This window comes from Sorangium sp. So ce296, from assembly GCF_051529605.1.
Lineage (GTDB): Bacteria > Myxococcota_A > Polyangia > Polyangiales > Polyangiaceae > Sorangium > Sorangium cellulosum_D.
The window spans coordinates 10,364,218-10,387,441 of sequence record NZ_CP150325.1 but is presented as its reverse complement, the minus strand read 5'-3'; the positions used below and the strand labels follow the sequence as shown (position 1 = coordinate 10,387,441).

Below are 23,224 nucleotides of genomic sequence, written 5' to 3'. Positions count from 1 at the left end.
ACGTGCTTATGTCCAGGCGTGTCCGCGCCGAGCGAGCGTGGGAGTCCACAGCGCTGCGCGCGCGCTCAGCGCGGCCTGTGGAGTGTCACTCCGATCCTCGGCGACGGCGCGGCTCCGGCGTCGCGCCGCGCGGCGGCGCCTCGTCGTTACGTCTCGTGCGGAGCGCGCGGACCCCCTCCGGCGCGAGATCCTCGAGCGCGGACGACAGCGACTGATGCGTGGACAGATCGCCGAGATCGATATCGAGGGCGACCAGGCTCATCGCGATCTCCGGGCGCACGCCGACCAGGATGACACGGGCGCCGAGCAGGGCAGCCGCGCGGTGGATCTGCTCCAGCGCGTGGGCGGCCGGGGCGTCGAGGCGCGGGACGCCGGTGATGTCGAGCAGCACGCAGCGCGCCCGGTGCAGGTTCACGCCCTCGACCACGCGCTCGAGCACCTCCCGGGCGCGGCCGGTGTCGAGCTCGCCGATGAGCGGGACGAGCAGCACGCCGCGCAGGAGCGGGATGAGCGGGCAGCCGAGCTCGCGCACGGCCGCCGAGAGCGCGCGCTCGCGCAGATAGGCCTCCTCCAGGCTCGCGTGCTGCTCCGAGAGCGACTGCATCAGCGCGTCGCGCTCGAGGGCCGCGCTGAGGAGCGCGCCCCAGATCGCGACGGTGCCCTCGTCGCCGGCGCTCTCGATCGAGCCCGGGCCGACGATCGCGAGGACCCCCCAGTCGCGGTGGAGCGTGCGAATCGGCTGGAGGGTCACCATGAATGGGCCGCCGGCGGTCGAGGGCGGCAGCAGCTCGGCGGGCGGGAAGGCCTCTCGCGCGTAGACGCCGCCGAGGGCGGGAGTCGGGGTGCCATCGCGGCTGTACGCGCCGGTGACGACGAGCCGCTCGCGGGTCATCGGGTCTTCCCAGAGCCCGAGGCACCCCCAGACGGCGGTTGTCGAGTCGAGCCAGGAGAGCGAGCGGGACTCTTCCTGGGTGCCGCCGAGCAGCGCGAGGCTCACCTCGTGATCGGACCGCACGACCACGCCGAGCTCCTCGACGAACTGCCGCTCGGCATCGATCCGGGCCAGGGTGAGCGAGAGGCGCAGTCGCTCCAGGAGCTCCTCGACGCGCGCCTCGGCCGACTCCGCAGCTTCGGCGGTCCACCCCCCGCGCGGGCGGCGGTGCCGGCCGAGGAGGCGGGCGATCCCCATCAGGCTCTCCACGTCGGGCGTGAGGCGGACGGCCTGCTGGCAGGCCTCGTCGAGCGCGTCCGACGGAGGGGGACTCGTGCCCTCGATCGCCGCGAGGTGTCCCTCGATCACCGTGGCGACGCCGGGCCACACGGCGGCGGGGGGCGTATCGGACGGGAGCGGATGGCCGATGAGCAGCTCGACCATCTGCCGGGCGAGGACGCCGCCGGCGGCCTCGTCGGGCGCGCCGCCCCGCCGGTGGAGGAAGCCCTGGAGCAGGTTGCACCCGCAGGTCCGCCGCGGGACCAACGAGGTCGGCGCGAGCACGGGCCCGGGCGGGACGGCCTCGCCGGCGAGCTGCGCCAGCACGAGATCGCACGCGATCTTCCCGAGGCCGTCGAACCGCTGGCGCACGGTGGTCAGGGGCGGGGTGGACCACTGGGCCTCGGTGATGTCGTCGAAGCCGACGATCGCGAGATCGTCGGGGATGCGGCACCCCGCGGCCTGGAGGACGGACATCATGCCGAGCGCGTTCTTGTCCGTGGCGACGACCGCGGCGGTGAATTCGCCCCGGCGCGCGAGGACGGCCTCTGCGGCCTTGGCGCCGCCGGATTGCCAGTTGTTCTCGGCCTCGAAGACGAGCCCAGGATCGAAGGGGATCCCGCTCTCGGCGAGCGTCTCCTTGTAGCTCTCGAAGCGCTCGCGGATGTCGTCCTGGTCCATGAAGCCGACGTAGGCGATGCGCCGGTGCCCGTGCTCGACGAGGTGGCGCACCGCGGCGCGCATGCCTTTGCGGTTGTCCGGCATCACGGTCGGGCAGCCCGCCTCGGGGGCGCAGGTGCTGATCGTGACGAGCGGGACGCGCGCCGCTGCGAGCCGCTCGATGCCGTCGGTGGCGAGCACGACGATCCACCCATCCACCTGGTCCCGGGCGAGCGAGGGAGCCTGGATGAAGTCGGGGGTGCCGCAGATCACCACGACGCGGTGGCCGCGCTGCTGCGCCGCCTGGTGGACGCCCCTGAGGATGGCGCTGAAGTAGAAGCCGTCGAGGAAGGGCGTGAGGACGCCGATGGTGGTCGGGCGGGAGGGCATGGGGGGTGCGCGCGCGCTCCGGGCGTCCGCATCGTCGCGGTCCGGGCGTCGGCATCGTCGGTGCTCATCCTACCGGACATCGAACCACCGGAGGAACGCCCGGCGGCGAGATCGCCTCACGCGATGAGCGCGAATCGTGCTCCCCGCCCGCGGCGCGAAGCGCGCTGAGCCGCGCGGAACGCCGGGGCATCCGCCGCCTCGCCAGCGTCGGCGCGCGGCCCGCGCGCCTTCCCCACCTGGGTCTCCTCGTGTACACGCGATGGAAGCGAACCAGCATCGGCGCCCGTAAATCCCGTGTGACTTGTGATCTACCCGCGTGTACACAGGCCCCCCACAATTTGGCGACTGAGCTAACATTCTCTCCGCTATGACGCGCCGCACCATACGAAGTCGCCCCTTCCCCCGCCGCGAGCCCGGTCCGCCGGCGCGAAGGGGGCGGCGGTGAGCGAACCGGCCGTACGTACGCTGATGTCGGTCCTCGGCGCCTGCGTCGCGCTCGCCCCGGCCGGGGCGTGGGCCGAGGAGTGCGACCGCGGCGCCGCCGACGTGTCGTGGGTGCGCCTCGCGGGCGCGGAGGCGCAGTGCCCTAGCGCGGCCCAGTTCCGCGCCGAGATCTCGCGGCGGCTCGGGCGCGATCTCGTCACCACGGGCAAGGTCGCCTCGATCGAGGCCATGGTGCAGGGGCAGCCCGGCGCCTGGTCGGCCACGATCCGGACCCAGCTGTGCGACGGCGCCCCGCCGACCGTCCGCGAGTTCTCCGACCACGGCCAGAGCTGCGACGGGATCGTGGCCGCGGCGGCGGTGCACATCATGCTCACCACCGATCCCGAGGCCGCCCTCTCCCCCCCGGCCGAGGTCCCCCCGCCGCCGGCCGCCGCGCCGGCGCCGCCTCCTCCTCCTCCGCCGGCCGCCGTGCGGCCGCCGAGCCCGCCGGCGGCCACGCGGTCGCCGGAGCCGCCGTTCCCCTGGCCGGCCGAGACCCGGGCCGCGCCGCCGCCGGCCGAAGATCCGCCGCCCGTCGGGATCTCGGTCGCCTGGCGCGGGTTCGCCTCGGTGGGCCTCGTCCCCTCGCCCGGGGCCGGCGTCGCCCTCTCGGGCGAGTGGGCGGTCCTGCCGCGGTGGACCCTCGAGACCGGGGCGCTCTGGCTCCCGGAGCAGCACGCGACCCAGCGGACGTTCGCCTTCGGCCTCACCGCCGGCTGGCTCGGCGGGTGCCTGGAGGCGGTCCGGAGCCGATCGCTCGCCCTCGGGCTCTGCGGCCGCGTGGTGGCGGGCGCCATCCACGCCGTCGTCTACGGGGACGAGCAGATCACCCCGACGATCCTGCCGACCGACGTCGGCTCGCGGGCCTGGCTCAGCCTCGGGGCCGGCACCCGGCTCGGCGTCCGCATCGTCGGGCCGCTCCGGCTCGAGACCGGGATCGATCTCTTCGTTCCGATGACACGGTACAGCTTCCAGCTGCAGGACGGGCAACCGGCGGGCTTCGAGCAGCCGGCCGTCGGCGGCGCGGCGTTCGCGGGGGTCGGGGTCACCTTTTGATGAAGGATCCCCCGACTGGCAGCATCCACCAGACCGTGGAGCAAGCTTTACGAGCAGAGGTCCTGGGCGACGCCAAGCCGTCGCCGCGGAGCCTCGTCGCCCTACACGCCGAGCACGGCGGATTCGTCTGGGCCACCCTCCAGCGGTTCGGCATCCAGCATCCGGACCTGGAAGATGCCTTCCAGGACGTCTTCATCGTCGTCCAGCGGCGGCTCCCGTCCTTCGACTGGGCCTGCCCCATCACGACCTGGCTCTTCGCCATCTGCCGCCGCGTCGCCGCGTCGCACCGCCGCCGCGCGCACACGCGGCGGGAGCGCCTCGGCGAGGTGGTGGACGACGTGCCGGACTCCGCGCGCGGCCCCGAAGAGATCACCTCCCAACATCAAGCGAGATTGCGGCTCGACGGCATCCTCGAGGCCATGGATCTCGACCGAAGAGCCGTGTTCGTCATGTTCGAGATCGAAGAGATGCCCTGCAACGAGATCGCGAGCCTGGTCGGCGTCCCCGTCGGCACCGTATACTCGCGCCTCCACGCGGCACGGAAAGAGTTCGCCACGCTGTTGAAGAAGAGCGAGTCCGAGCGCGCGCGCAGGGGGGTCCAATGAGCGATCCGAAGCGATGGAAGCAGGAAGGTGGCGGCGCCCCGCTGGGAGCGCGCGAGCTCCTCCTCGCCGCCTCGCGCCCGCGCCCGATGACCTCCGCCGAGCTCGCGCGCACCGCGGCCCGGGTGGCGCCGCTCGCGACGAGCGCGGGCGCCGGGGCGACGGTGCCGATGTGGATCAAGGGGATCTTCCTCGCGGTGGGCCTCGGCGCCGGCGGGGCCGGGCTCTACGCCGCCCTCGACGACGGCCGGAGCGCCGCCGCGCCGGTCGCGCCGCTGACCGACCTGCCGCTGGAGCAGCTGTTCTCGAGCGCGCGGGGCGGCCTGCCCGCCGCCGCCCCGCCGCCCGCGCCCGAGCCGGCGCCCGCGCCGGCGGCGGAGCCGGCGCCCGCGCCCGTCGCCCGCCGGGAGGCGCCGCGGAACGCCCGGCCGGCCGCGCCGACGCCCGACGCGATCGCCGCGGTGGACAACGACGACCTGGTCCGGGAGTCGAACCTCGTCGACCAGTCGCGGGCCGCGCTCGCGCAGGACCCGGCGGCCGCCCTCGCCGCGCTGGCCCGGCACGAGGCCGATTTCCCCAAGGGACGGCTCGCGGAGGAGCGGGAGTTCATCGCGATCCGCGCGCTGATGCGCCTCGGGCGCGCCGACGAGGCGCGGGCGCGGGCGGCGGCGTTCGTGGCGCGCTACCCGTCGAGCTCCTTCGCCGAGCCGGTGCGCCGGATCGTCAGCGCCACGCCGTGACGCCCTGACGGCCCGAGGGCCGCGAGGCCGCGGCGCCGCGGCGGGCTGAAGAGCGACGCGCCCCTCACGATTTCGTGAAGGGCCAGCGGGCTCGGCAGCATTCACGGGGCATGTGGCGATCGTCGACGAGGTCGGGCCGGTGCGCCGCGCCCGGCGCCCGGGCTGGCCCCCCGGCGACGGCCGTCGTCCCCCCGGCGGCCTCCGCGCTCCCGCCCGCCGCGTGCCCGACCGACGTCGCCGTCATCGGTCGAGAAGCTGAGCCCCGCCGACGACGGCCATGGCGGCGAGATCCGTACACCGCCCCATGAACATGCGCGTTCGCGGGACAGGCATCTTCCTCGACAGGGAGCTCTCCCCTATCGACGACCGCGGCCCGGGCAGCGAGGGTCGCGCGCAACTACGCTTCACGCACGAGCTCCATCCGACGTTCGAGCACATGAGCGGCGAATCCCTCGTCCACGCCAGCGACGATGATCTCCGGGTGTTCATCGACGGCCGATCGGCGCCGCACGCGCGGCGCCTGGCATGTCACGGACATGACATCGGATAAGGCTTGCTCGGGACGTAAATACCACTATTGTTCAGCCCGCGTTCACGGGCAGCCGCTCCGGGAGATGAGGGCGTCACTTCGCCTCATCGCAGAGCCGTAGGCTCGACGCCATCCATGCGCGTCGTGCCCCGCTCGGGAGCGCGCTCGACTCGTGTCTTCGCAGGTCGACGCGCGCGCTCGTCCGCGATCGTCGGGCTCTGTCCGCACGTCCAGCCGTCACCCGGGAGCGCGCGCGCCAGAGCGCGGGCTCCGTCGTTTGTCGTCGTCGTTCTCAGGAGGTTTCATGTTCTCTAAGCCGTCGAGTTCGAGCAATCCGGTGCGCTCTCATGTTGGCTCTGCCCCCGCCGGAGCGCTCCGACGGGCGCGGCGCGCCGCGCTGATCTCGCTCGCGATGCTGCCGGTCTCCTGCGCGGATCTCTCGCCGACGAACGGCGATCCGGCCGATCTCGCGGAGGGCGACACCGCGTCCGCCGCACAGGAGCTTTCGCTGGCGTTCCCGATCGAGGGGCGCAAGTCGCTCGTCGTCACGAACGCCGATATCCTCAGCGCGTTCACGCTGAAGGACGTGCTCCAGCAGCTCATCGATCAGGCGGGCGTCAGCCTGACGCCCCTCCAGCTGTTCCAGCAGCTCATGGACACGAACCGGAAGGCCGCGGACGGGCTCGGGCTCGGCCCGAACTGCGATGACGTGGTGATCCCCGGCTCGGACGGGTCGATCAACGGCTGGCCGATCGACTGCCCCCGCGCCGTGGGCTTCGAGGCCGACCGGGATCCCTTCGCCGACGAGACCGCCGACAACGCGTACGTCGCCACGACCTTGTCGAACCGCTTCGACCTCGCCCCGCCGGACGGCGCCAACTGCGGTGAGTACCGCGTGGTCTTCGCGAGGCGCTCGGGCATGACCCCGGGGGCGTTCCAGCTGCGCAACTTCATCATCTTCGAGGCCCGGCTGCCCAACCCGACGCCGAGCCTGGGCCGGGAGGGCTGCCGCCCGATCGTCGACTTCTGGTACGGCCTGTCCGACCCGTCGGAGACCCTCGCGGACCGGCGGGACGCGCTGCACGACTTCTACTTCGAGGGGCTGCCCGGGTTCGAGCCCGTCATCCACATCGATCATTACGGTCAGAACACAGGGCCGTTCGGCGGCCAGATCCGGACCAACGAGTTCCTCTTCGCCCCCGAGGTCGTCGGGGATCCGCCCGTGCCCTTCACGACGTGGAACCTGCGGGAGTTCAGGCTCCTGCACACCGGCTCCGGGACGAGCGCCACGCTGGTCGCGACCCCGTCCTTCGTGAAGGACACCCCGGCCGCGCCGCTCTTCGATCCCGCGTCGACCGACGCGCGCGCCGTCACCTTCCGGAACACGTCGTTCCCGAGCCTGGTGGAGCGGCTCGCCGCGGCCGACGACATCAACCGCTTCGCGTTCGAGCCGGGCTACCCGACGACCATGAACGCCGGGGAGAGCCAGATGATCGGGCTCCAGAACAACTACTTCGCCACGTTCGGCAGCGGGACCTCGGCGCTCAGGACCAGCATCCAGAACAAGCTCACCGCCATGGGCAGCACGCTCACGCCGGACCAGATCGTCGGGCGCGCGTTCTCGCTGTCGTGCAGCGGGTGCCATGAGCCCATCGGCGACGCCACGGGCTCGCCCACCGTCGAGCTCGATCTCGGCACGACGGATACGCTGGCCAAGACGGCCCCGTTCGTCCAGACGACCGAGCAGCTCGAGAGCGACCCCATCGAGGGCGGGCAGCGCTTCGCCATCTCGGAGGCGCTCACGGAGGTGTTCATCCCGTTCCGGGAGAACGTGATGGCGGACTTCCTCCTCAACAACCCGATCCTCGGGTTCGAGAAGCCGGGCGCGTGGACGTCGACGCAGGCCCAGCTGTCGCTCCACACGGGCCGCGCGGTGGAGGGCATCTCCTCCCTCCAGATCCTGACGCCGGGCACGTTCCACGCGGTCGTCAGCCCGAATTTCAGCACCGCGGGGCTCACGATCGGCAACAAGATCACGGTCGACCTCTTCGTGTCTCCCGCGCAGCCGAACCCGAGCTGGGTCGGGAACGTCGAGGTGCTGATCTCGATCCCGTCGGCCGGCATCAACAACGAGTGGGCCGGGAACGTGCCGCTCACGCCGATCACGCGGGGGTCGTTCCAGAGGCTCCAGTTCGCCTCGCTGGCGACGGCGACAAAGAACGCGCTGAGCGCAACGCCGCGGCCCACCGACGTGAAGCTGCAGTTCAACTTCAACGTGACCACCAACTCGGGGCCGTACTACCTGGATAACGTCCGGTTCGAGAATTAGCGGGGGCGGGCGCTCGCGAAGGCGAGCGCCCGCTCAGGAAGAGGCGCCGGTGCTCTCCCCCCCGACCGGCGTCCTCTTCCTTTTTTCTTTTGTGGCCCACGCGCGCCCGCGCACAGCCACGCCGCGGGGCGCCGTGCAGGTGCATGTAGGCACCAGGGAACGCCATGACACCCATCGTCTCCGCAGGCTCACGCGCAGGAGGGCCGCAGCAGCGATCCGTCGGGCACAGTCCGTCAAGACGGATGAATCATCCGTTATAGTAGACAAGAGCCGTGGGCTTTGTTATGACGCGTTCATGTCAGGCATTGCCATCATCACTGGAAGTGTTTCTGCCCGTTCGAAGACGGCCGCGCTGGCCGCCCGGATCGCGGCGCGGCTCGGGCGCGAGGGGTTTCGCGTCACCACCGTCAACGTCCGCGATCTCCCCGCCGAGGACGTCCTCTTCGGCCGCGTCGATTCGCCCGCCGTCGCGGACGCGGTGCGGATCGTCGCGGAGGCGGCCGGGGTCGTCATCGCGACGCCCATCTACAAGGCCTCGTACACGGGAGCGCTCAAGGCGTTCCTCGACCTCCTGCCGCAGTTCGGGCTCGCGGGGAAGGCCGTGCTGCCGCTCGCCACGGGGGGGACGCTCGCGCACGTGCTCGCCATCGATTACGGGCTCCGCCCGGTCCTCCAGTCGCTCGGCGCTCGGCACGTGCTCGCCGGGCTCTTCCTCCTCGACAAGGCGCTTCGGCTCGGCGAGGACGGCGCGCTCGAGATCGATGACGAGCTCGGAAGCAAGCTGGAAGAGGTCGTGAGGCCCTTCATCGACAGCGTGCTCCGCGAAGGCCTCCCGCTCCCGGCGCGCGACGTGGCCGCCTGAGGTCCGGCCGGGGAGGAGGGCGCCGCACGGCGCCCTCCGGTTCGATCGCTCGATCCCACGGAAGCGCAGACACCAGCCAACAACTCCCGGTGCTTCGAGGTAGACCATGCGCTTGCTCACCCTCCCCACCCCGGAATCGACCACGGCCCCGACCGAGCGCGCCACGGCGCTCGCCTTCGAGGACCGCCGATCGCACCAGCTGCTCCAGCGCGTGAAGCAGGCGGCCGCGGGCGACGCGGCCGTGCTCCTCGCCGGCGAGACCGGGACGGGAAAGGAGATCCTCGCGCGCTACGTGCACGAGCTCGGCGCGCGCCGCAGCCGGCCCTTCGTCGCCGTGAGCTGCGCGGCGCTGTCGCCCGCGCTCGCGGAGAGCGCGATCTTCGGAGTCGAGCGCGTCGAGCGCGTCGAGCATGGGAGCGGCGCGAGAGGCCCCGCCCCGAAGCGCAGTCTGGTCGAGGCGGCCGAGGGCGGCACGCTCTACCTCGACGAGATCGGGTATCTCCCGGTCGGCGCGCAGGACAGGCTGCTGCGCTTGCTGCAGGATCGCGAGGTCGTCCGGCTCGGCGCGCGGCAGCCGGCGCCCGCCGACGTGCGCGTCATCGCCGCCGCCAGCGTCCCGCTCGAGGACATGGTCGCCGTCGACAGGTTCCGTGAGGACCTGCTCTCCCGGCTCTCCGGCGCGGCGATCGCGGTGCCGGCCCTGCGCGAGCGGCCGGGCGACATCCTCCCGCTCGCCCGGCATTTCCTCGCCACGTACGGGCGCCGCCTCGGCCCCGCGCCGTGCGTGCTCGCGTCGTCGGCGATGGAGCGGCTGCTGGCGCACCCGTGGCCGGGCAACATCCGCGAGCTGGAGCACGTCATTCAACAGGCGCTCCTCGTCTGCCGCGCTGGCCGCGTGACAGGGAGCGATCTGCGGCTCGCGAGCCTCCCCCCCAAGGCGCCTCCGCCCGCGCTCCCCGGCGCGTCGAGCGGCGTCGACGCGTGGATGGCCACGCTCGAGAGCGCCATCACCGCCCTGTTCGAGGGCGACTTTCCCAACGTGCACGAGCGCGTCGAGGAGATCGTGATCCGCGCCGCGTACCGCCGCTGCGAGCGCAACCTGGGGCACACGGCGAACCTGCTCGGCGTCACCCGCGACCTCGTGCGCGCGCGCCTCTTGCAATCCGGCGAGCTCGCGGCGCCCCCCACGTCGGAGTCCCCAGCTTCGCTGTCGAGGGCCGGGGAGGCGCGCGCGGCGGTGCGAGAGCTCCTGGCCCCCGAGCCCTGACCGCGCGCCCGCGCCGCGCGCGGTCACGGCCCGGAGCCGCCCGGCGGCGCGCGCGACGCGGCGCTCTGGCCCGCTCAGCTCTGCGACCGCTGGGGGAGGATGTCGTTGGCGATCACCTCGCCGAACGGCCCCGTGAGGTTGGTGCGGACGTCAGTCCCCTTCCGCGCGACGGAGAGCCGCGGGAAGAGCAGCTCGGCGACGCGATAAGCCTCCTCGAGGTGCGGATAGCCCGACAGGATGAACGTGTCGATCCCGAGCTCGGCGTACTCGCGCATGCGGAGCGCGACCGTCTCCGGGTCGCCCACGAGCGCGGTGCCGGCGCCGCCGCGCACGAGCCCGACCCCGGCCCAGAGGTTCGGGCTGATCTCGAGCGCCTCGCGCCGCCCGCTGTGCAGCGCCGCCATGCGCCGCTGGCCCTCGGAGTCGAAGCGCGCGAACGCCTGCTGCGCCGCGGCGATGGCGCGGTCGTCGAGGTGCCGGATGAGGTCGTTCGCAGCGGCCCACGCGGCCTCGGCCGTCTCGCGCACGATGACGTGCAGGCGGATCCCGAAGCGCACCTCGCGCCCCTCCACGGCCGCGCGGCGGCGCACGTCCGCGATCTTCTCGGCCACGGCGGCCGGGGGCTCGCCCCACGTCAGGTAGACGTCGTGGTGGCGCGCGGCCAGCGCGTGCCCCGCGGGCGACGATCCGCCGATGTAGAGCGGCGGGTGCGGCGTCTGGATCGGCGGATACAGGAGCTTCGCCCCCTTGACGCGCAGGTGCTTGCCCTCGAAGTCGACCGTCTCGCCGGCCATGACGCGGCGCCAGATGGTGAGGAACTCGTCGGTCACGGCATACCGCTCGTCGTGGCCGAGAAAGACGCCGTCGCCCTCGGCCTCCGCGGGATCGCCGCCGGTCACCACGTTGAGGATCAGGCGGCCGTCGGAGAGCCGATCGACCGTGGACGCCATGCGGGCAGCCCACGTGGGCGAGACGATGCCCGGCCGCAGCGCGACGAGGAACCGCAGCCGCTGCGTGAGCGGGATCATCGCCGACGCGATCGCCCAGGCATCCTCGCAAGACCTCCCCGTGGGGAGCAGCACGCCGTAATAGCCGAGGTCGTCGGCGGCCTGCGCGATCTGGCGAAGGTAGGCGAGCGAGACGGGGCGCGCCCCCTCGGCGGTGCCGAGATAGCGGCCATCGCCGTGCGTCGGGAGAAACCAGAAGATGTTCATGAAATCGTGGGCTCCTCGCCCGTGGATCACCGGGCCAGCGGCCCGGAAGCACGTTTCGCGCCGCAGACGCGAGGTGACAGGCTTCCGCGCGAGCGCCGCCCGCCGTCCGAGGGCGCCCGCGCGCACCGCGACGCTGACGCTGCTGCTGGAGCAGCAGTTGCTGCTGGGGCAGCAGCGCGCGCGCAGCGACTGCTGCTGGAGCAGCAACGCCGGACAGCCTTCATGGCGCAAGGACCGAGTCCGCGCGGGCTGCTCGATGGCACGGCTCATGCCTAGTTATAAGGCAATTTCCGACTTTAGCCAGTGATGTGCCAATGGCGCGCGACGTCGCGACATCGCATGTCCACCGAGGCCGAGGCATGCAGGGCGAAGTGGCTCACGCAAGCAATGGACAGTCGCCTCCGGCGCCGGGCAGCGCGCTCGACGTCGCCGACGATCTCGCGCGCGCCTTCGCCGTGACGGCCGTCGAGCGGGACAAGCGGGGCGGGACGCCCAAGGAGGAGCGCGATCGGCTGCGGCGGAGCGGGCTCTTGTCGCTCTCGGTGCCGGCGCCCCTGGGCGGCTGGGGAGCGCCCTGGACCGTCGTGCTCGAGGCGGTCCGGCGCATCGCCCGCGCCGACAGCGCCGTCGCCCATGTGTTCGGCTTTCATCACCTGATGCTCGCGACGTTGCGGCTCTTCGGGAGCGCGGACCAGGCGAGCCGGCTCCAGGCCGCGAGCGTCGCGGAGCGCTGGTTCTGGGGAAACGCACTGAACCCGCTCGACACGCGCGCGCGCCTCGTGCGCCGCGGCGACGGCCTCGCCGTGCGCGGCGCGAAGAGCTTCTGCTCCGGGGCGAGCGACTCGGACATGCTCATCGTGTCGGCGCTCGACGACGCGACATCCAAGCTCGTCGTCGCCGCCGTCCCCACCCGTCGGCCGGGGATCCGGGTGCTCGACGACTGGGACAACATGGGACAGCGGCAGACCGACAGCGGCACCGTCGAGCTCGACGACGTCGAGGTACGGGCGGACGAGCTGCTCACCACGCCGGGGCCGCTCGGCTCGCCGTTCGCCTCGCTGCGCCCGTGCCTCGCCCAGCTCGTGCTGGTGAACGTGTACCTCGGCCTCGCCGAAGGGGCGTTCGAGGAGGCGCGGCGGTACACGGGCACGCGGCGGCGGCCGTGGATCGCCGCCAAGGGGACGCCCGCGACCGAGGACCCGTATGTCCTCCTCCGGTACGGCGACCTGTGGCTCGCCCTCGAGGGCGCGCGCCTGCTCGCCGATCGCGCCGGGGCGGCGTTCCAGGCGGCGTGGGAGCAGGGAGATCGGTTGAGCCCCGAGCAGCGCGGCGGGTGCGCGATCGCCGTCGCCGCGGCGAAGGTGGCGACGTCGCGCGCAGGGCTCGAGATCACGAACGGCATGTTCGAGGTGATGGGGGCGAGCGCGACGGCCGCCAGCGCCGGGATGGATCGGTTCTGGCGGAACCTGCGCACGCACACGCTGCACGACCCGGTCGATTACAAGTCGCGCGAGCTCGGCGCCTATGCGCTGAACGGCGCGATCCCGGAGCCGAGCTTCTACTCGTAAGGGAGCGCGACACGACCGACCCGGGCAGCGAGCCCTCCCGGGATGGCGACGTCGAGGCGCGGCGCGCGCGCGGCGGGGCGGCGCCGTGACGGGAGCTCGCCTGACCGGACCCTGGCAAGAGCGATCGGCGCGCGTGCGCCGTCATGAGGAGAGAGACATGGCGAGACGAGATGATGCAGCGATCCGCGAGCGTGTGGGGGCGATTGTCGCCGCCGTGATCGCGCCGAACGCCGAGCGGATCGATCGCGAGGGGGTCTTCCCGCGCGAGAACCTCGACGCGCTCGCGCGCGAGGGGTGGAATGGGGTGCTCCTGCCCGAGGAGCTTGGCGGCCTCGGGCTGGGCCACACGGCGTTCGCCATCGCGGCCGAGGAGATCGGGCGCGCCTGCGCGTCGACCGCGCTCGTCTACGTCATGCACATCGGCGCGGTGCAGACGATCGCGCTCTTCGGCAACGACGATCAGAAGGAGCGGTGGCTCAAGCCCGCCCGGCGAGGGCTCGTCGGCACCTACTCGACGAGCGAGAAGGCGTCCGGCGGCCACTGGTGGTTCAACTTCAGCGAGGCGGCGCGCGACGGGGACGATTACCTGATCTCCGCCGAGAAGTCGTTCACGACCAGCGCGGGGAAGGCCGACTATTACGTCCTCCAGACGCGCACGCCGGGCGCGAAGGGGCCGACCGACATCACCTTCTTCATCGTCGACGGGAAGCGGCCGGGCATCGAGGCGGGCCGCTGGGACGCCCTCGGGGTGCACGGCAACCATAGCGGGCCGATCCGCTATAGCAACGTGCCCGTGCCGCGCCGGGATCGGCTCGGCGCGGAGGGCCAGGGCAAGGACATCATTTATCACGGCGTCTCGCCGGTGTACCTCATCGGGCTCGGCGCCGCGTGGCACGGCGTCGCCCGCGGCGCGCTCGCGACCGTGACCCAGTACGCGCTCGGCACGGTGCACCGCGACTTCGATCGCCGGCTCGCCGACTACCAGGTCCTCCGCCAGCAGCTCGGGGAGGCGAAGGTCCTCGTCGAGAGCCTCCGCCCCTGGCAGGCGGCGCTCGCCGAGCAGCTCGACGAGCTCCAGGCGGCGGGCAGGCCGCAGGGCGAGCTGCTCATGCCGCTCACCGAGTTCAAGGTCCACGCCGCCGAGGTGGCCAACAAGGTGGCGCGCCTCGCGCTCGACGTGAGCGGCGGCTACGGCTACCGCCGCGGGCCGCTCGAGCGCGCCTTCCGCGACGCGCGCGCCGCGATCGGCATGGGGCCGTCCAACAACATCGCGCGCGAGTGGATCGGCAAATCCCTCGTCGGCCTGCCGCTCGAGCTCTTCGAGGCCGGCGGAGAGTGAGCCCCCGCGGGCATGCTTGGAGGAATGAAATCATGAGTAATCACGGAAATGTTGTGCCTACCGCGCTGACCGCGCTGCCCTCGACGGCGCCTTCGCGCGGCCCCGTGAAGTTCGCGTACTGGGTGCCGAACGTCAGCGGCGGGCTCGTGGTGAGCAAGATCGAGCAGCGGACGCACTGGGGCATCGACTATAACCGCAAGCTCGCCCGGCTCGCCGAGGACAGCGGCTTCGAGTATGCGCTCAGCCAGGTCCGGTACATGGCGAGCTACGGCGCCGAAAACCAGCACGAGTCCACGTCATTCAGCCTGGCACTCTTGCTCGCGACCGAGCGGCTCAAGGTGATCGCGGCGGTCCACCCGGGGCTGTGGCACCCCGGGGTGCTCGCGAAGCTAGGCGCGACCGCCGACGACCTGTCGGGCGGGCGGTTCGCCGTCAACGTCGTGAGCGGCTGGTTCAAGGGGGAGTTCACCGCCCTCGGCGAGCCGTGGCTCGAGCACGACGAGCGATACCGGCGCTCGGAGGAGTTCATCCGGGCGCTCCGGGGCATCTGGACCGAGGACCACTTCTCGCTGCGGGGCGACTTCTACCGGATCAACGACTTCACGCTGAAGCCGAAGCCGGTGCAGAAGCCGCACCCCGAGATCTTCCAGGGGGGGAACTCGAAGGCAGCGCGGCAGATGGCCGCCCGCGTCTCCGACTGGTACTTCATGAACGGCAACTCCATCGAGGGCGTCCGCGCGCAGGTGAGCGAGATCCAGGAGCTCGCGGCGCGGGCGGGGCGCCGCGTGAAGTTCGGCCTGAACGCCTTCATCATCGCCCGCGACACGGAGGAGGAGGCGCGGCAGGTCCTGCGCGACATCATCGCGCACGCGGACGTGGAGGCCGTGAACGGCTTCGGCGACGCCGTGCGGCAAGCCGGCCGCGCGTCGCCCGAGCGCGAGGGCATGTGGGCCAACTCCAACTTCGAGGATCTCGTGCAGTACAACGACGGCTTCCGCACGGGCCTCATCGGCACCCCCGAGCAGATCGCGAGGCGGATCGTGGCCTATCAGGCGGCCGGGGTCGATCTGGTGCTGGGCGGGTTCCTGCATTACCTCGAGGAGGTGGAGCAGTTCGGGAAGAAGGTCCTGCCGATCGTCCGCGAGCTCGAGGCCGACGAGGCGCGCAAGGCGGCCTGAGGGCGGCCGGCGCCCGCGCGGGCGCCGGTGCCTTCCGGCGAGCTCGGTCCGGGCGGGGCGGGCGCCCCGCGGGCGGTCGGCCCCGGATCAGCCCTCCTCGTCGCCCGCACGGCGCGCCATGCACCCGTACATGAACGGCGGATAATCGGCGTCCTCTCCGTGATTGCGCCAGGCGCCGACGGGGGTGATCCCCTCGCTCGTCAGCCGCCACGGGCCGAGCAGCGGGCGGATGGCCTCCGGGGCGCGCATGTGGAACCGGAGCCCCGGCGCCTCGAGCAGCGCGACGATCCGCGGGTACCGGCGGCACATCTCGCTGTCGAAATCGAGCGCCATCAAGCTGCCGGCCGGCGCCAGGTCGTGGAGCGACGCGAACGTCGCCGCGAGCTTGTCGTCGGCGATGAAGGCGGCGACCCCGACGAACACGATCCCGAGCCGCCGGATCGGCCCGAGCACGCGCTCGACCGACGCCCGGTCCAGCGTTGTCAGGTCCGAAGCGTCGCAGTAGGCATACCCGACGTTCGGCAGGCCGGCGAGGATCCGCTGCCCCATCGCGATGTTGATGGGATCCACGTCGGTGTAGAGCACCCGCGCGTCCGGCACGGCCTCGTGGACGTTCCCGGAGGTCGGCAGCCCGGCGCCGAAGACGAGGAGCTGATCGATGCCCTCCGCGCGGATCGCCCTCGCGGCGCGCCCGATGTACGCGCGCAGGACGCGGAAGATGCCGCGGAAATCGCCGTACGCGGCCTCGTATTCCTTCGCCGCCTCGATGTCGACCGGCAGGTAGTGAATGCCGCCGAGCCAGTAATCGATCATACGCGCCGCGTTCGCGTGCGCGAACCGTCCCACGGATGCTGAACCGCTCATCATCTGACATCTCCCGCCATTTCCGCCCATCTCCGCCCATCTCCGCCCATCTCCGCGCCGCGCGCCGGCCGGCCCCGGCGGGGCACCTCATCGGCGCGCGGTCAAAAGGACGCCATCGTTGCCGATCGCGCTCGGCTTCCTCGTGAAATGGGCCCTCAGCTCGCCAGCGAGCCGCCTCTTCATGAGCTCCGCCGCCGGGTGCCGGTCGTACCAGAACCGCTGAAGGACCTCCGCGGCGCTCGCTATCCGCTCCTCGAGATCGGCCTCCTCGCAGCGGAGCTCGACGTTCACCCTCGTCATCTCGATGCTCCTGAAGCCGCGGCCGAAGAGCACCTCCGCGGCCGTCGCGAGCAGGTATCCCTGATGATCCGCCGCGTCGCCCGCCACGGCGCAGCAGTTCCTGTTCAGCAGGCCGATCATCTCGTTGTCGGGGGCCCCTTGCACGATCAAGATCCTCGACCCGCGCTTGTCGCACACCCGGATCATCTCCTCCACGGCGCTCACGACGTCATCGACGTAGTGAAGCACCCAGGTCGACACGACCCCATCGAACGTGTCCTCCTCGATCGGCAGGCGCTCGGCCTTGCCGCGCAGCACGCAGATCCTGTGGCCCGCTCGCCCCTCCCCGATCGCGGACGCGCTCGCCGCGTCGGGCTCGACGGTCGTGCACCCGCCGAGCGCCTCCGCGATGCGCCGCACGACCACCCCGGTTCCTCCGCCGATATCCAGGACCCTCGTGCAGCCCTCCAGCCGGTCGAGGATGGGCGGGATGTCATTGCGGACGAACCGGCGCGACGCGAGGGCCCAGGCCTGGTGGGTCAGCCGATGCGGCCGGCGGGGGCGCGCGGGCATCGCCTCCGGCGCACCGCAGAGAGGATAGCGGCTGACGTCGAACCCGGTCATGGCCTCTCCTGCCGGCGTCAGGACGCGCCGCCCCGCGCTCGGATCTCGTGGATGACGTGCGCGTGAGGCCCGTCGTCGTCGCGGCGCACGATCCGGGACGTGTACCCGAGCCGCGCCGCGATCGCGCCCGGATCGTTCTCTGCTCCCGCCATCTGCGAGAAGGGCATGAGAATGACGGAATCGCGCGCGACGAAGCCCCTCGCCTGGATCAAGAACCTCTCGATGATGGCGCGGCCGCCGTCGCGCCTCATGCCGAACACGCCTCGCGGCGCCGTGCTCGGATAGAAGGGTTGATTGAACACGATGAGATCGAACATCGTGCCAGGTGGGACCGACGAGAACAGATCGCTCTCCACCGCGCGGACGCGGAGCGGCGGGTTCCTCGCCACGTTCGCTGTCGTGCACGCGATCGCCGGCGGATGCTTGTCCACCGCCCAGACCTCTCTGGCTCCGTTCTTGCTCAACACCAGGGCGAGGTACCCCGATCCGCAGCCCATATCGAGGGCGCGACGAGGCGTGTACCGCCCGAGGACGGCCGCGAGCCGACGCGGCGAGTAGCCCAGATCGGGAGGAAAGACGTCTTCTGCGACCCAGATCCGAAGTCCGTCGACGTCGATCGCGTACGGCTGCCGGCGGCGGATCGCGCGGAGCTCGGCGTCGCGTCGAGTGTGTTCGCTCGACAACATACCTCATCCATATAAGTACGAGATGCGCCGCAACAAGAGAGAAGGCGCGACTTCGCGCCTGCGCGAGGACGATTGTAGATGGCGGGACGCGACGTCGTGTCCTGGTCGGTCCCTCAGGACAGACGGCGAGCCCTCCTGCTCTGCTCCAGCGCGTAAGCGATCCCGCTCTGCAAGGTCCCCTTGGTCACGATCGCCCCGAAATCGATGTCCAGCGCGACCAGCGTCTGCGCCACGTCGCCGCGAACGCCCGTGATCACCGCCTGCGCGCCGAGCAGCCGGAGGGCGCTCGCCGTGCGGATGAGCGAGGCAGCGACGCCGGTGTCGATCGATTTGACGCCGGTGATGTCGATGATCACGACCTGCGTGCTGTTCGCGTCGACCCCTTGCAGCGCCGTGTGCAGCACCTGCTGGGCGCGCGCCGCGTCCATCGTCCCGATGAGCGGCATGACCATGATGCGATCGGTGATCGGGATGAGCGGCGTGGACAGCTCGGCCAGCCTGTCGTTCTGGACCCGGATGATCTCCTCCTGGAGCGACGCCCGGGTCTGCTCGGAGCGCGCGCGCTCGGCGAGCTCGAGCTCCAGCCGCTCGCCGGCCACGCGCAGCTCCTCGGTGCGGTGCTGCAAGTGCGCGTAGAGCAGCGCGTTCTCCACGGCGATGGCCGCCTGCGACAGGAGCAGCCCGAGGAGCTCGATCCGCGCCGCCGTGAAGGCGTTGCTGACGGCGTTGTTCTCCAGATAAAGCACGCCCGTGAGCCGGCCCCGGTGGATCATCGACATGCAGAGGACCGACCGCGGGCGGCTCGCGACGATGTACGGGTCGGCCGCGAAGCGCGCGTCCTCGGTCGCGTCGCCCAGGACGACCGGCTCCCGGGTCCGGGCGACGTACTGCACGACCGAGACGGCGATCTCGGCGCTGTCCTCGACGGGCGTCGTCATGCCCGTGCGGACCGCGTCGGGATCGACGGTCGCGAGCGCCTCGACCACGAGCCGCTCGCCGCGATCGAGGACGAGCGCGCCCCGCTGCGCCCCCGCGTTCTCCACGGCGATCCGCATCAGCTGCTCGAGCACGTTGTCGAGCTCGACCTCGCCGGCGATCACCTGCGCCGCGCGGATCATCGCCGTCACGTCGAGCACGCCTTTGCGACCGGTGCTGGCGGTCGAGGAGCTCGACACCGTGAAGGACACCGGCGAGTCCGCGCGGCCCGAGCCGGCCGCGGGCTGGAGGGCGAGCGCTGGATACCTGTCCACGAGGGCCTGCGCCTTGGCCGTGGCCCCCCAGCGGACATACCCGTAACACGCGCTCGCCAGGTAGAACCGCGCCGTCTTGCGCCTGCCCTTCGCGAGGTGGAACTTCGCGCAAAGCTCGCTCGCGAGCGCCTCGTCCCGGACGAACCCGCTCTCTTGCGCGGCCTCGATCGCCTCTTCATAGCGCGCCATCGCCCCGAGCTCGTCGCCGGACGCGCGGGAGCGCTCGGCGGCGACCAGGAGGAGCTTGTGCCGGTAGTTCTCCGGGCAGCTCTCCGCCCAGCGCGCGAGCCGCGCGTGATGCTCCTCGAGCATCGCCGCGCCCCGCGCCGGCCCCTCCGGGGCGGCCTCGCCCAGGGCGAGCAGCGTCAAGCAGAGATAGAACGACAGATCGGTCGTGGAGACATACCCCATGCTGCTCCCGAGGGCCCGCTCGGCCGCGAGCGCCTCCGAGAGCGCGGCGGCGTACTCCTCGTCCAGGAACAGGAGCTCCAGCTTGACCACGTGATACCAGAAGGCCGTGAACATCGCGCTCGGCGCGCCGAGCGTCGCCACGAGCTCGGCCTCGTCGAACTCGTCGTCGCTGAGCGACGCCCCGCCGTCGGTGCGCCCCTCGAGGCAGGCGACCATCTGCCTCGCGATGGAGAGGAAGGCCGTCGACAGGGCATTCTTGGTCCGCGCCATCAGGCCCAGGAATCGGTCGATCTCCTTCCTGACCGACGCGAGCTCGTCGCCGAGGCCGAGGCGGGCCATGACGATCGCGTTGCACGTGTACGAGAGGTAGGCGAAGTCCGCGGACACCATCCCTGCCTCGAGCGCGCTCCGGAGGTGCTCGACCGTCTCGCGCAGCGGAGAGAAGAAATGCGCGTAGACGCCGAACGTGAAGTGGATCTTGCAGGCCAGCTCGACGTTGTCGAACCTCCGGTTGAGCTCGATGCCGAGCCGCCCGAACCGCCGCGCCTCGTCGTACCCATCGCGCAGCACCGCCATGTAGAGGCCGTACAGCACGAAGCCGAACGCGGACACCTCCGAGTGCCCGTGCCGGAGCGAGAGGTTGACCTGCTTCGCCGTGACCAGCGCCGCGAGCCTCGCGTCGGTGAGGTACGCCGGCGAGGAGAGGTTCGTCAGGAGCTTCAGGACGATCAGCGCCTCTCGGTCCCGGAGCGCCGGGGCGAAGGCCAGGTCCTCGATCCGCCGGCCCGCCAGGTTGACGGGCACCTCCGCGAGCTCCGCGTCGAGCGCCGCCTGGACCTGCTCCTCGGAGCGAGGCAGCTCGATCCCGAACAGCGCGAGGCCCGCGCGCCCGACGCTGATGCAGTCCGCGACCTTGAACAGGGTGAGGTAGAGGACGATCCGCAGGTCGTGGACCTGCGCTCGCTCCAGGGTGGAGCTCGCGCGGGACAGCAGGAGATCGAAGAGCGCCTCGGCGCGATCGAAGTTACCGCACATGTACTCGCACTCGGCGAGCGTGACGGTGAGCGCGAACATCAGCTCGCCGTCGCGGGCCCACGCCTCTTCGCCGAGCAGCGACGCCCCGACCGCGAGGTAGCCGGCGGCCGCCTGGTGGGCGTTCGCCGCCTTCGCCCTCCTCCCCGCGGCCAGGTTCAGCCTGGCGAGCTCCGCGCGCTCGCCCGGCTCGGAGATCAGGTCGACGGCGAGGTTCATCTGGTGGACCACGGCGAACAGGGCGTCGTCGCGCGGGCTCGCGCCGGCGTTCGAGAGGAGCAGCCTGCCGATCCGGAGGTGCGCCGCCTTCCGGCGCTCGTCGTCGAGCAGCGAGTACGCGGCCTGCTGGACGCGCTCGTGCAAGAACCGGTAGGACACGTTGAACCTGGTCGAGGGCACGTCGTCCGCCGCGTCGCCGCGGGGAGAGGCGTGGACGAAGCGGTACTCGGTGCCCGTGGGCTGGATGAGCCCGTCGCGCAGGGCCTCCCAGAGATCGCCGGCCGTGTCCCGGCGCGATCGATCGCAGATCGCCGAGAGCACCTCCAGCTCGAACTCGTGGCCGAGGCACGCCGCGAGCATGAGGGCGCGCTGGGTGTCCGGCGCGAGCCTCTGGAGCTTGCCCGCCATGAGCGCCACCACGTTGTCCGTCATCTGCATCGCCTGGATCGGGGCGAGCTCCCATGTCCAGGAGCGGGAGCGCGCGTCGAAGCGCAGGAGATCGTCCTGGCGGAGCGACCTCAGGAACTGGCTCACGAAGAACGGGTTGCCGCGGGTCTTGTCGAAGACGACCTCCGAGAGCGGCGCCGCCTGCTCCGCCGCGCAGTCCAGCGCCTCGGCGACGAGCTGAGCGACGGCGGGCCGCGGGAGCGGCTCGACGGCGATCGCGTGGACGGCGACGCTCGCGCTCCGCAGCGCGTCGACCAGCAGGCGCAGCGGGTGGGCCGCGGCGATCTCGCCCTCCCGGGTGGTGCCGATGACGCCGATGACCAGCAGATGCGCGGTGCCCGGCCCGGTCATCAGCGCGTACATGAGCTTGAGCGAGGCCGCGTCCGCCCACTGGAGGTCCTCGAGCGCGAGCACGATCGGGTGCTCCCGCGTCGCGAAGACGCGGAGGAAGTTCTGGAACACCAGGTTGAACCGGTTCTGGGACTCGGTAGGTCCGAGCTCGGCCACGGCCGGCTGGGGGCCGATGACGAGCGCGAGCTCGGGGACGAGGTCGAGGAGCACCTGGCCGTTCGGGCCGAGCGCCTCGAGCAGCCTCTCCTTCCAGAGCTCGAGGGCGCTCGTGCGCTCGGCCAGGAGGCTCCGGACGAGGCTCCGGAGCGCGCTCGCCACGGAGGCATACGGGGTGCTGCGGCCGATCTGCTCGAACGCGCCTTCGATGAAGTACGCGCGGCGGTGCGCGATCGCCTTGTGGAGCTCCTGCACCAGCGCGGATTTGCCCACGCCCGCCTCGCCCGAGACCAGGAGGAGCTCGACCGCGCCCCGGCTCGCGCGGTCGAACGCCGCGAGGAGCGTCGCCGTCTGCTCTTCTCGGCCGTAGAGCTTCTGGACGATCCGGAGCTCGCCGACGCGGTCGGAGCGCCCGAGCGCGAACGGCTGGATCTCGCCGGTCGCCTCCAGCTGGCTCAGGCACTCTTCGAGATCGGCCTTGAGCCCGGCGCCGCTCTGGTAACGCGCCTCGGCGGTCTTGGCGAGGAGCTTCATCACGATATCGGAGACGATCTGGGGGAGCTGCGGGCTCACCTCCGCCGGCGGCGCCGGCCTCCTCGCGATATGGTGGTGCACGAGCTCCATCGCGTCGTTCGCCTGGAACGGGAGCACGCCGGTGAGCATCTCGTAGAGGGTGACGCCGAGCGAGTAGAGATCGCTGCGGTGGTCGACGACGCGGTTCATCCGCCCGGTCTGCTCGGGCGACATGTACGCGAGCGTCCCCTCCAGCGCCTCCGGCGCCAGCGCGGCCTGGCTCTCGCGCGACAGCCGCGTGGCGATGCCGAAGTCGATCAGCTTGACCTGCATCGTCTCGGGGTCGACGAGGATGTTGTGCGGCTTGACGTCCTTGTGAATGACGTGGCGCTGGTGGACCGAGTCGATGATGTGGGCGACCGACGCCGCGATCCGCAGCGCCGACGCGAGGCTGAGCCGCTGCGACCGCATCATGTCGCTCAGCGACCGCCCGCCGCTGTCCTCCATGATCAGCGCGAGGCCGTTCCCGTGCTTCCCCACCTCGATCACCACGGGGATGCCCGGGACACGGAGGTCCCGCATGAGCGCGTGCTCGTGCCGTATCTTGGCGAGCTCTCGCGGATCCGGGTACTCGCTCTTGAGGAGCTTCACCGCGACAGGCAGCCGATCCGCGTTGCGGTGACCACGATAAAGAACGGACGTGATGCCCTCGTAGATCTTTTCCGTGGCAGTGTAGTCCTGAAGAATCAGCATGTAATGAGCCCCTCTGGGCCATCGTACAGCAGTCGAACGCTTGAGTTCCACCTGCCCTGTTGAGCAGCCCTGTTTGAAGAGACGACGGAATGAGGTGTGGAGTCGGGCCGCGTCGCGACGGCGCGCGCGCGATCGCGTTCGACTGCGACGGCCTGGACCCGTCCGCTACGAAACTGGCGACGCGCAGCGTGAATCGCCTTACCATGCGCGGC

16 protein-coding genes are annotated in these 23,224 nt (G+C 71.6%); 10 read left to right on the top strand and 6 right to left on the bottom strand.

Going from position 1 to position 23,224, the window contains the following annotated elements:
* Positions 1–85 precede the first annotated feature (85 nt).
* Entirely contained in the window at positions 86–2,260 is a 2,175-nt protein-coding gene (locus WME98_RS38665; protein WP_437946743.1) for a substrate-binding domain-containing protein, read from the bottom strand.
* Positions 2,261–2,701: 441 nt separating this feature from the next.
* On the opposite strand from WME98_RS38665, the gene WME98_RS38660 reads away from it, so the two are divergent.
* The 6 genes from WME98_RS38660 (at position 2,702) to WME98_RS38635 (ending at position 10,128) form a co-directional block, all read left to right on the top strand.
* Complete coding sequence (locus tag WME98_RS38660; RefSeq protein WP_437946742.1) at positions 2,702–3,799, top strand: hypothetical protein; 1,098 nt, start codon at positions 2,702–2,704, stop codon at positions 3,797–3,799.
* Positions 3,799–4,404: an RNA polymerase sigma factor gene (locus WME98_RS38655; RefSeq protein WP_437946741.1), complete on the top strand. Its 606-nt coding sequence runs from the start codon at positions 3,799–3,801 to the stop codon at positions 4,402–4,404. The genes WME98_RS38660 and WME98_RS38655 overlap by 1 nt, the downstream gene beginning before the upstream one ends.
* Positions 4,401–5,141 (top strand): hypothetical protein, encoded by a 741-nt coding sequence (locus WME98_RS38650; RefSeq protein ID WP_437946740.1) that lies wholly within the window; start codon positions 4,401–4,403, stop codon positions 5,139–5,141. Before WME98_RS38655 ends, WME98_RS38650 begins: the two co-directional genes overlap by 4 nt.
* A gap of 866 nt (positions 5,142–6,007) precedes the next feature.
* On the top strand, positions 6,008–7,999 hold the full coding sequence (locus WME98_RS38645) for a hypothetical protein (protein WP_437946739.1): 1,992 nt from the start codon (positions 6,008–6,010) through the stop codon (positions 7,997–7,999).
* 295 nt (positions 8,000–8,294) lie between these two features.
* Positions 8,295–8,861: an NADPH-dependent FMN reductase gene (ssuE, locus tag WME98_RS38640; RefSeq protein ID WP_437337582.1), complete on the top strand. Its 567-nt coding sequence runs from the start codon at positions 8,295–8,297 to the stop codon at positions 8,859–8,861.
* A 106-nt stretch (positions 8,862–8,967) separates the two neighbouring features.
* Positions 8,968–10,128: a sigma 54-interacting transcriptional regulator gene (locus WME98_RS38635; RefSeq protein ID WP_437946738.1), complete on the top strand. Its 1,161-nt coding sequence runs from the start codon at positions 8,968–8,970 to the stop codon at positions 10,126–10,128.
* Between the two features lie 74 nt (positions 10,129–10,202).
* Here the strand turns inward: WME98_RS38635 and ssuD are convergent, their stop codons facing one another.
* The gene (gene ssuD / locus WME98_RS38630) at positions 10,203–11,342 is read right to left on the bottom strand and encodes an FMNH2-dependent alkanesulfonate monooxygenase (protein ID WP_437946737.1); all 1,140 of its coding nucleotides are present in this window, start codon (positions 11,340–11,342) and stop codon (positions 10,203–10,205) included.
* Here ssuD and WME98_RS38625 point away from each other — a divergent pair.
* The 4 genes from WME98_RS38625 to sfnG all read left to right on the top strand — a co-directional run bounded on the left by WME98_RS38625 (position 11,335) and on the right by sfnG (position 15,427).
* On the top strand, positions 11,335–11,649 hold the full coding sequence (locus tag WME98_RS38625) for a hypothetical protein (RefSeq protein ID WP_437946736.1): 315 nt from the start codon (positions 11,335–11,337) through the stop codon (positions 11,647–11,649). The two genes, ssuD and WME98_RS38625, sit on opposite strands and share 8 nt — an antisense overlap.
* Positions 11,650–11,701: 52 nt before the next feature.
* Entirely contained in the window at positions 11,702–12,910 is a 1,209-nt protein-coding gene (locus tag WME98_RS38620; RefSeq protein ID WP_437946735.1) for an acyl-CoA dehydrogenase family protein, read from the top strand.
* A 157-nt stretch (positions 12,911–13,067) separates the two neighbouring features.
* Positions 13,068–14,249 (top strand): acyl-CoA dehydrogenase family protein, encoded by a 1,182-nt coding sequence (locus WME98_RS38615; protein ID WP_437946734.1) that lies wholly within the window; start codon positions 13,068–13,070, stop codon positions 14,247–14,249.
* A gap of 32 nt (positions 14,250–14,281) precedes the next feature.
* Positions 14,282–15,427, top strand: coding sequence for a dimethylsulfone monooxygenase SfnG (gene sfnG / locus WME98_RS38610; protein ID WP_437946733.1), 1,146 nt, complete (start codon positions 14,282–14,284; stop codon positions 15,425–15,427).
* An 87-nt stretch (positions 15,428–15,514) separates the two neighbouring features.
* Here sfnG and WME98_RS38605 read toward each other — a convergent pair whose 3' ends face one another.
* The 4 genes from WME98_RS38605 to WME98_RS38590 all read right to left on the bottom strand — a co-directional run bounded on the left by WME98_RS38605 (position 15,515) and on the right by WME98_RS38590 (position 23,012).
* Positions 15,515–16,240, bottom strand: a complete 726-nt coding sequence (locus tag WME98_RS38605; RefSeq protein ID WP_437946732.1) for an SAM-dependent methyltransferase — start codon at positions 16,238–16,240, stop codon at positions 15,515–15,517.
* Between the two features lie 138 nt (positions 16,241–16,378).
* Positions 16,379–17,194 carry a class I SAM-dependent methyltransferase gene (locus tag WME98_RS38600; protein WP_437946731.1) on the bottom strand — a complete coding sequence of 272 codons (816 nt, stop codon included), beginning with the start codon at positions 17,192–17,194 and terminating at the stop codon, positions 16,379–16,381.
* Between the two features lie 17 nt (positions 17,195–17,211).
* On the bottom strand, positions 17,212–17,880 hold the full coding sequence (locus WME98_RS38595) for a methyltransferase (RefSeq protein WP_437946730.1): 669 nt from the start codon (positions 17,878–17,880) through the stop codon (positions 17,212–17,214).
* Positions 17,881–17,993: 113 nt separating this feature from the next.
* Positions 17,994–23,012, bottom strand: coding sequence for an AAA family ATPase (locus WME98_RS38590; RefSeq protein ID WP_437946729.1), 5,019 nt, complete (start codon positions 23,010–23,012; stop codon positions 17,994–17,996).
* Positions 23,013–23,224 lie beyond the last annotated feature (212 nt).

Excerpts from the sequence above, each read along its gene's own strand:
- WME98_RS38665 (WP_437946743.1), bottom strand. The coding sequence starts at position 2,260 with ATGCCCTCCCGCCCGACCACCATCGGCGTCCTCACGCCCTTCCTCGAC.
- WME98_RS38655 (WP_437946741.1), top strand. The coding sequence starts at position 3,799 with ATGAAGGATCCCCCGACTGGCAGCATCCACCAGACCGTGGAGCAAGCT.
- WME98_RS38650 (WP_437946740.1), top strand. The coding sequence starts at position 4,401 with ATGAGCGATCCGAAGCGATGGAAGCAGGAAGGTGGCGGCGCCCCGCTG.
- ssuE (WP_437337582.1), top strand. The coding sequence starts at position 8,295 with ATGTCAGGCATTGCCATCATCACTGGAAGTGTTTCTGCCCGTTCGAAG.
- WME98_RS38635 (WP_437946738.1), top strand. The coding sequence starts at position 8,968 with ATGCGCTTGCTCACCCTCCCCACCCCGGAATCGACCACGGCCCCGACC.
- WME98_RS38625 (WP_437946736.1), top strand. The coding sequence starts at position 11,335 with ATGTTCATGAAATCGTGGGCTCCTCGCCCGTGGATCACCGGGCCAGCG.
- ssuD (WP_437946737.1), bottom strand. The coding sequence starts at position 11,342 with ATGAACATCTTCTGGTTTCTCCCGACGCACGGCGATGGCCGCTATCTC.
- WME98_RS38620 (WP_437946735.1), top strand. The coding sequence starts at position 11,702 with ATGCAGGGCGAAGTGGCTCACGCAAGCAATGGACAGTCGCCTCCGGCG.
- WME98_RS38615 (WP_437946734.1), top strand. The coding sequence starts at position 13,068 with ATGGCGAGACGAGATGATGCAGCGATCCGCGAGCGTGTGGGGGCGATT.
- sfnG (WP_437946733.1), top strand. The coding sequence starts at position 14,282 with ATGAGTAATCACGGAAATGTTGTGCCTACCGCGCTGACCGCGCTGCCC.
- WME98_RS38605 (WP_437946732.1), bottom strand. The coding sequence starts at position 16,240 with ATGATCGATTACTGGCTCGGCGGCATTCACTACCTGCCGGTCGACATC.
- WME98_RS38600 (WP_437946731.1), bottom strand. The coding sequence starts at position 17,194 with ATGACCGGGTTCGACGTCAGCCGCTATCCTCTCTGCGGTGCGCCGGAG.
- WME98_RS38595 (WP_437946730.1), bottom strand. The coding sequence starts at position 17,880 with ATGTTGTCGAGCGAACACACTCGACGCGACGCCGAGCTCCGCGCGATC.
- WME98_RS38590 (WP_437946729.1), bottom strand. The coding sequence starts at position 23,012 with ATGCTGATTCTTCAGGACTACACTGCCACGGAAAAGATCTACGAGGGC.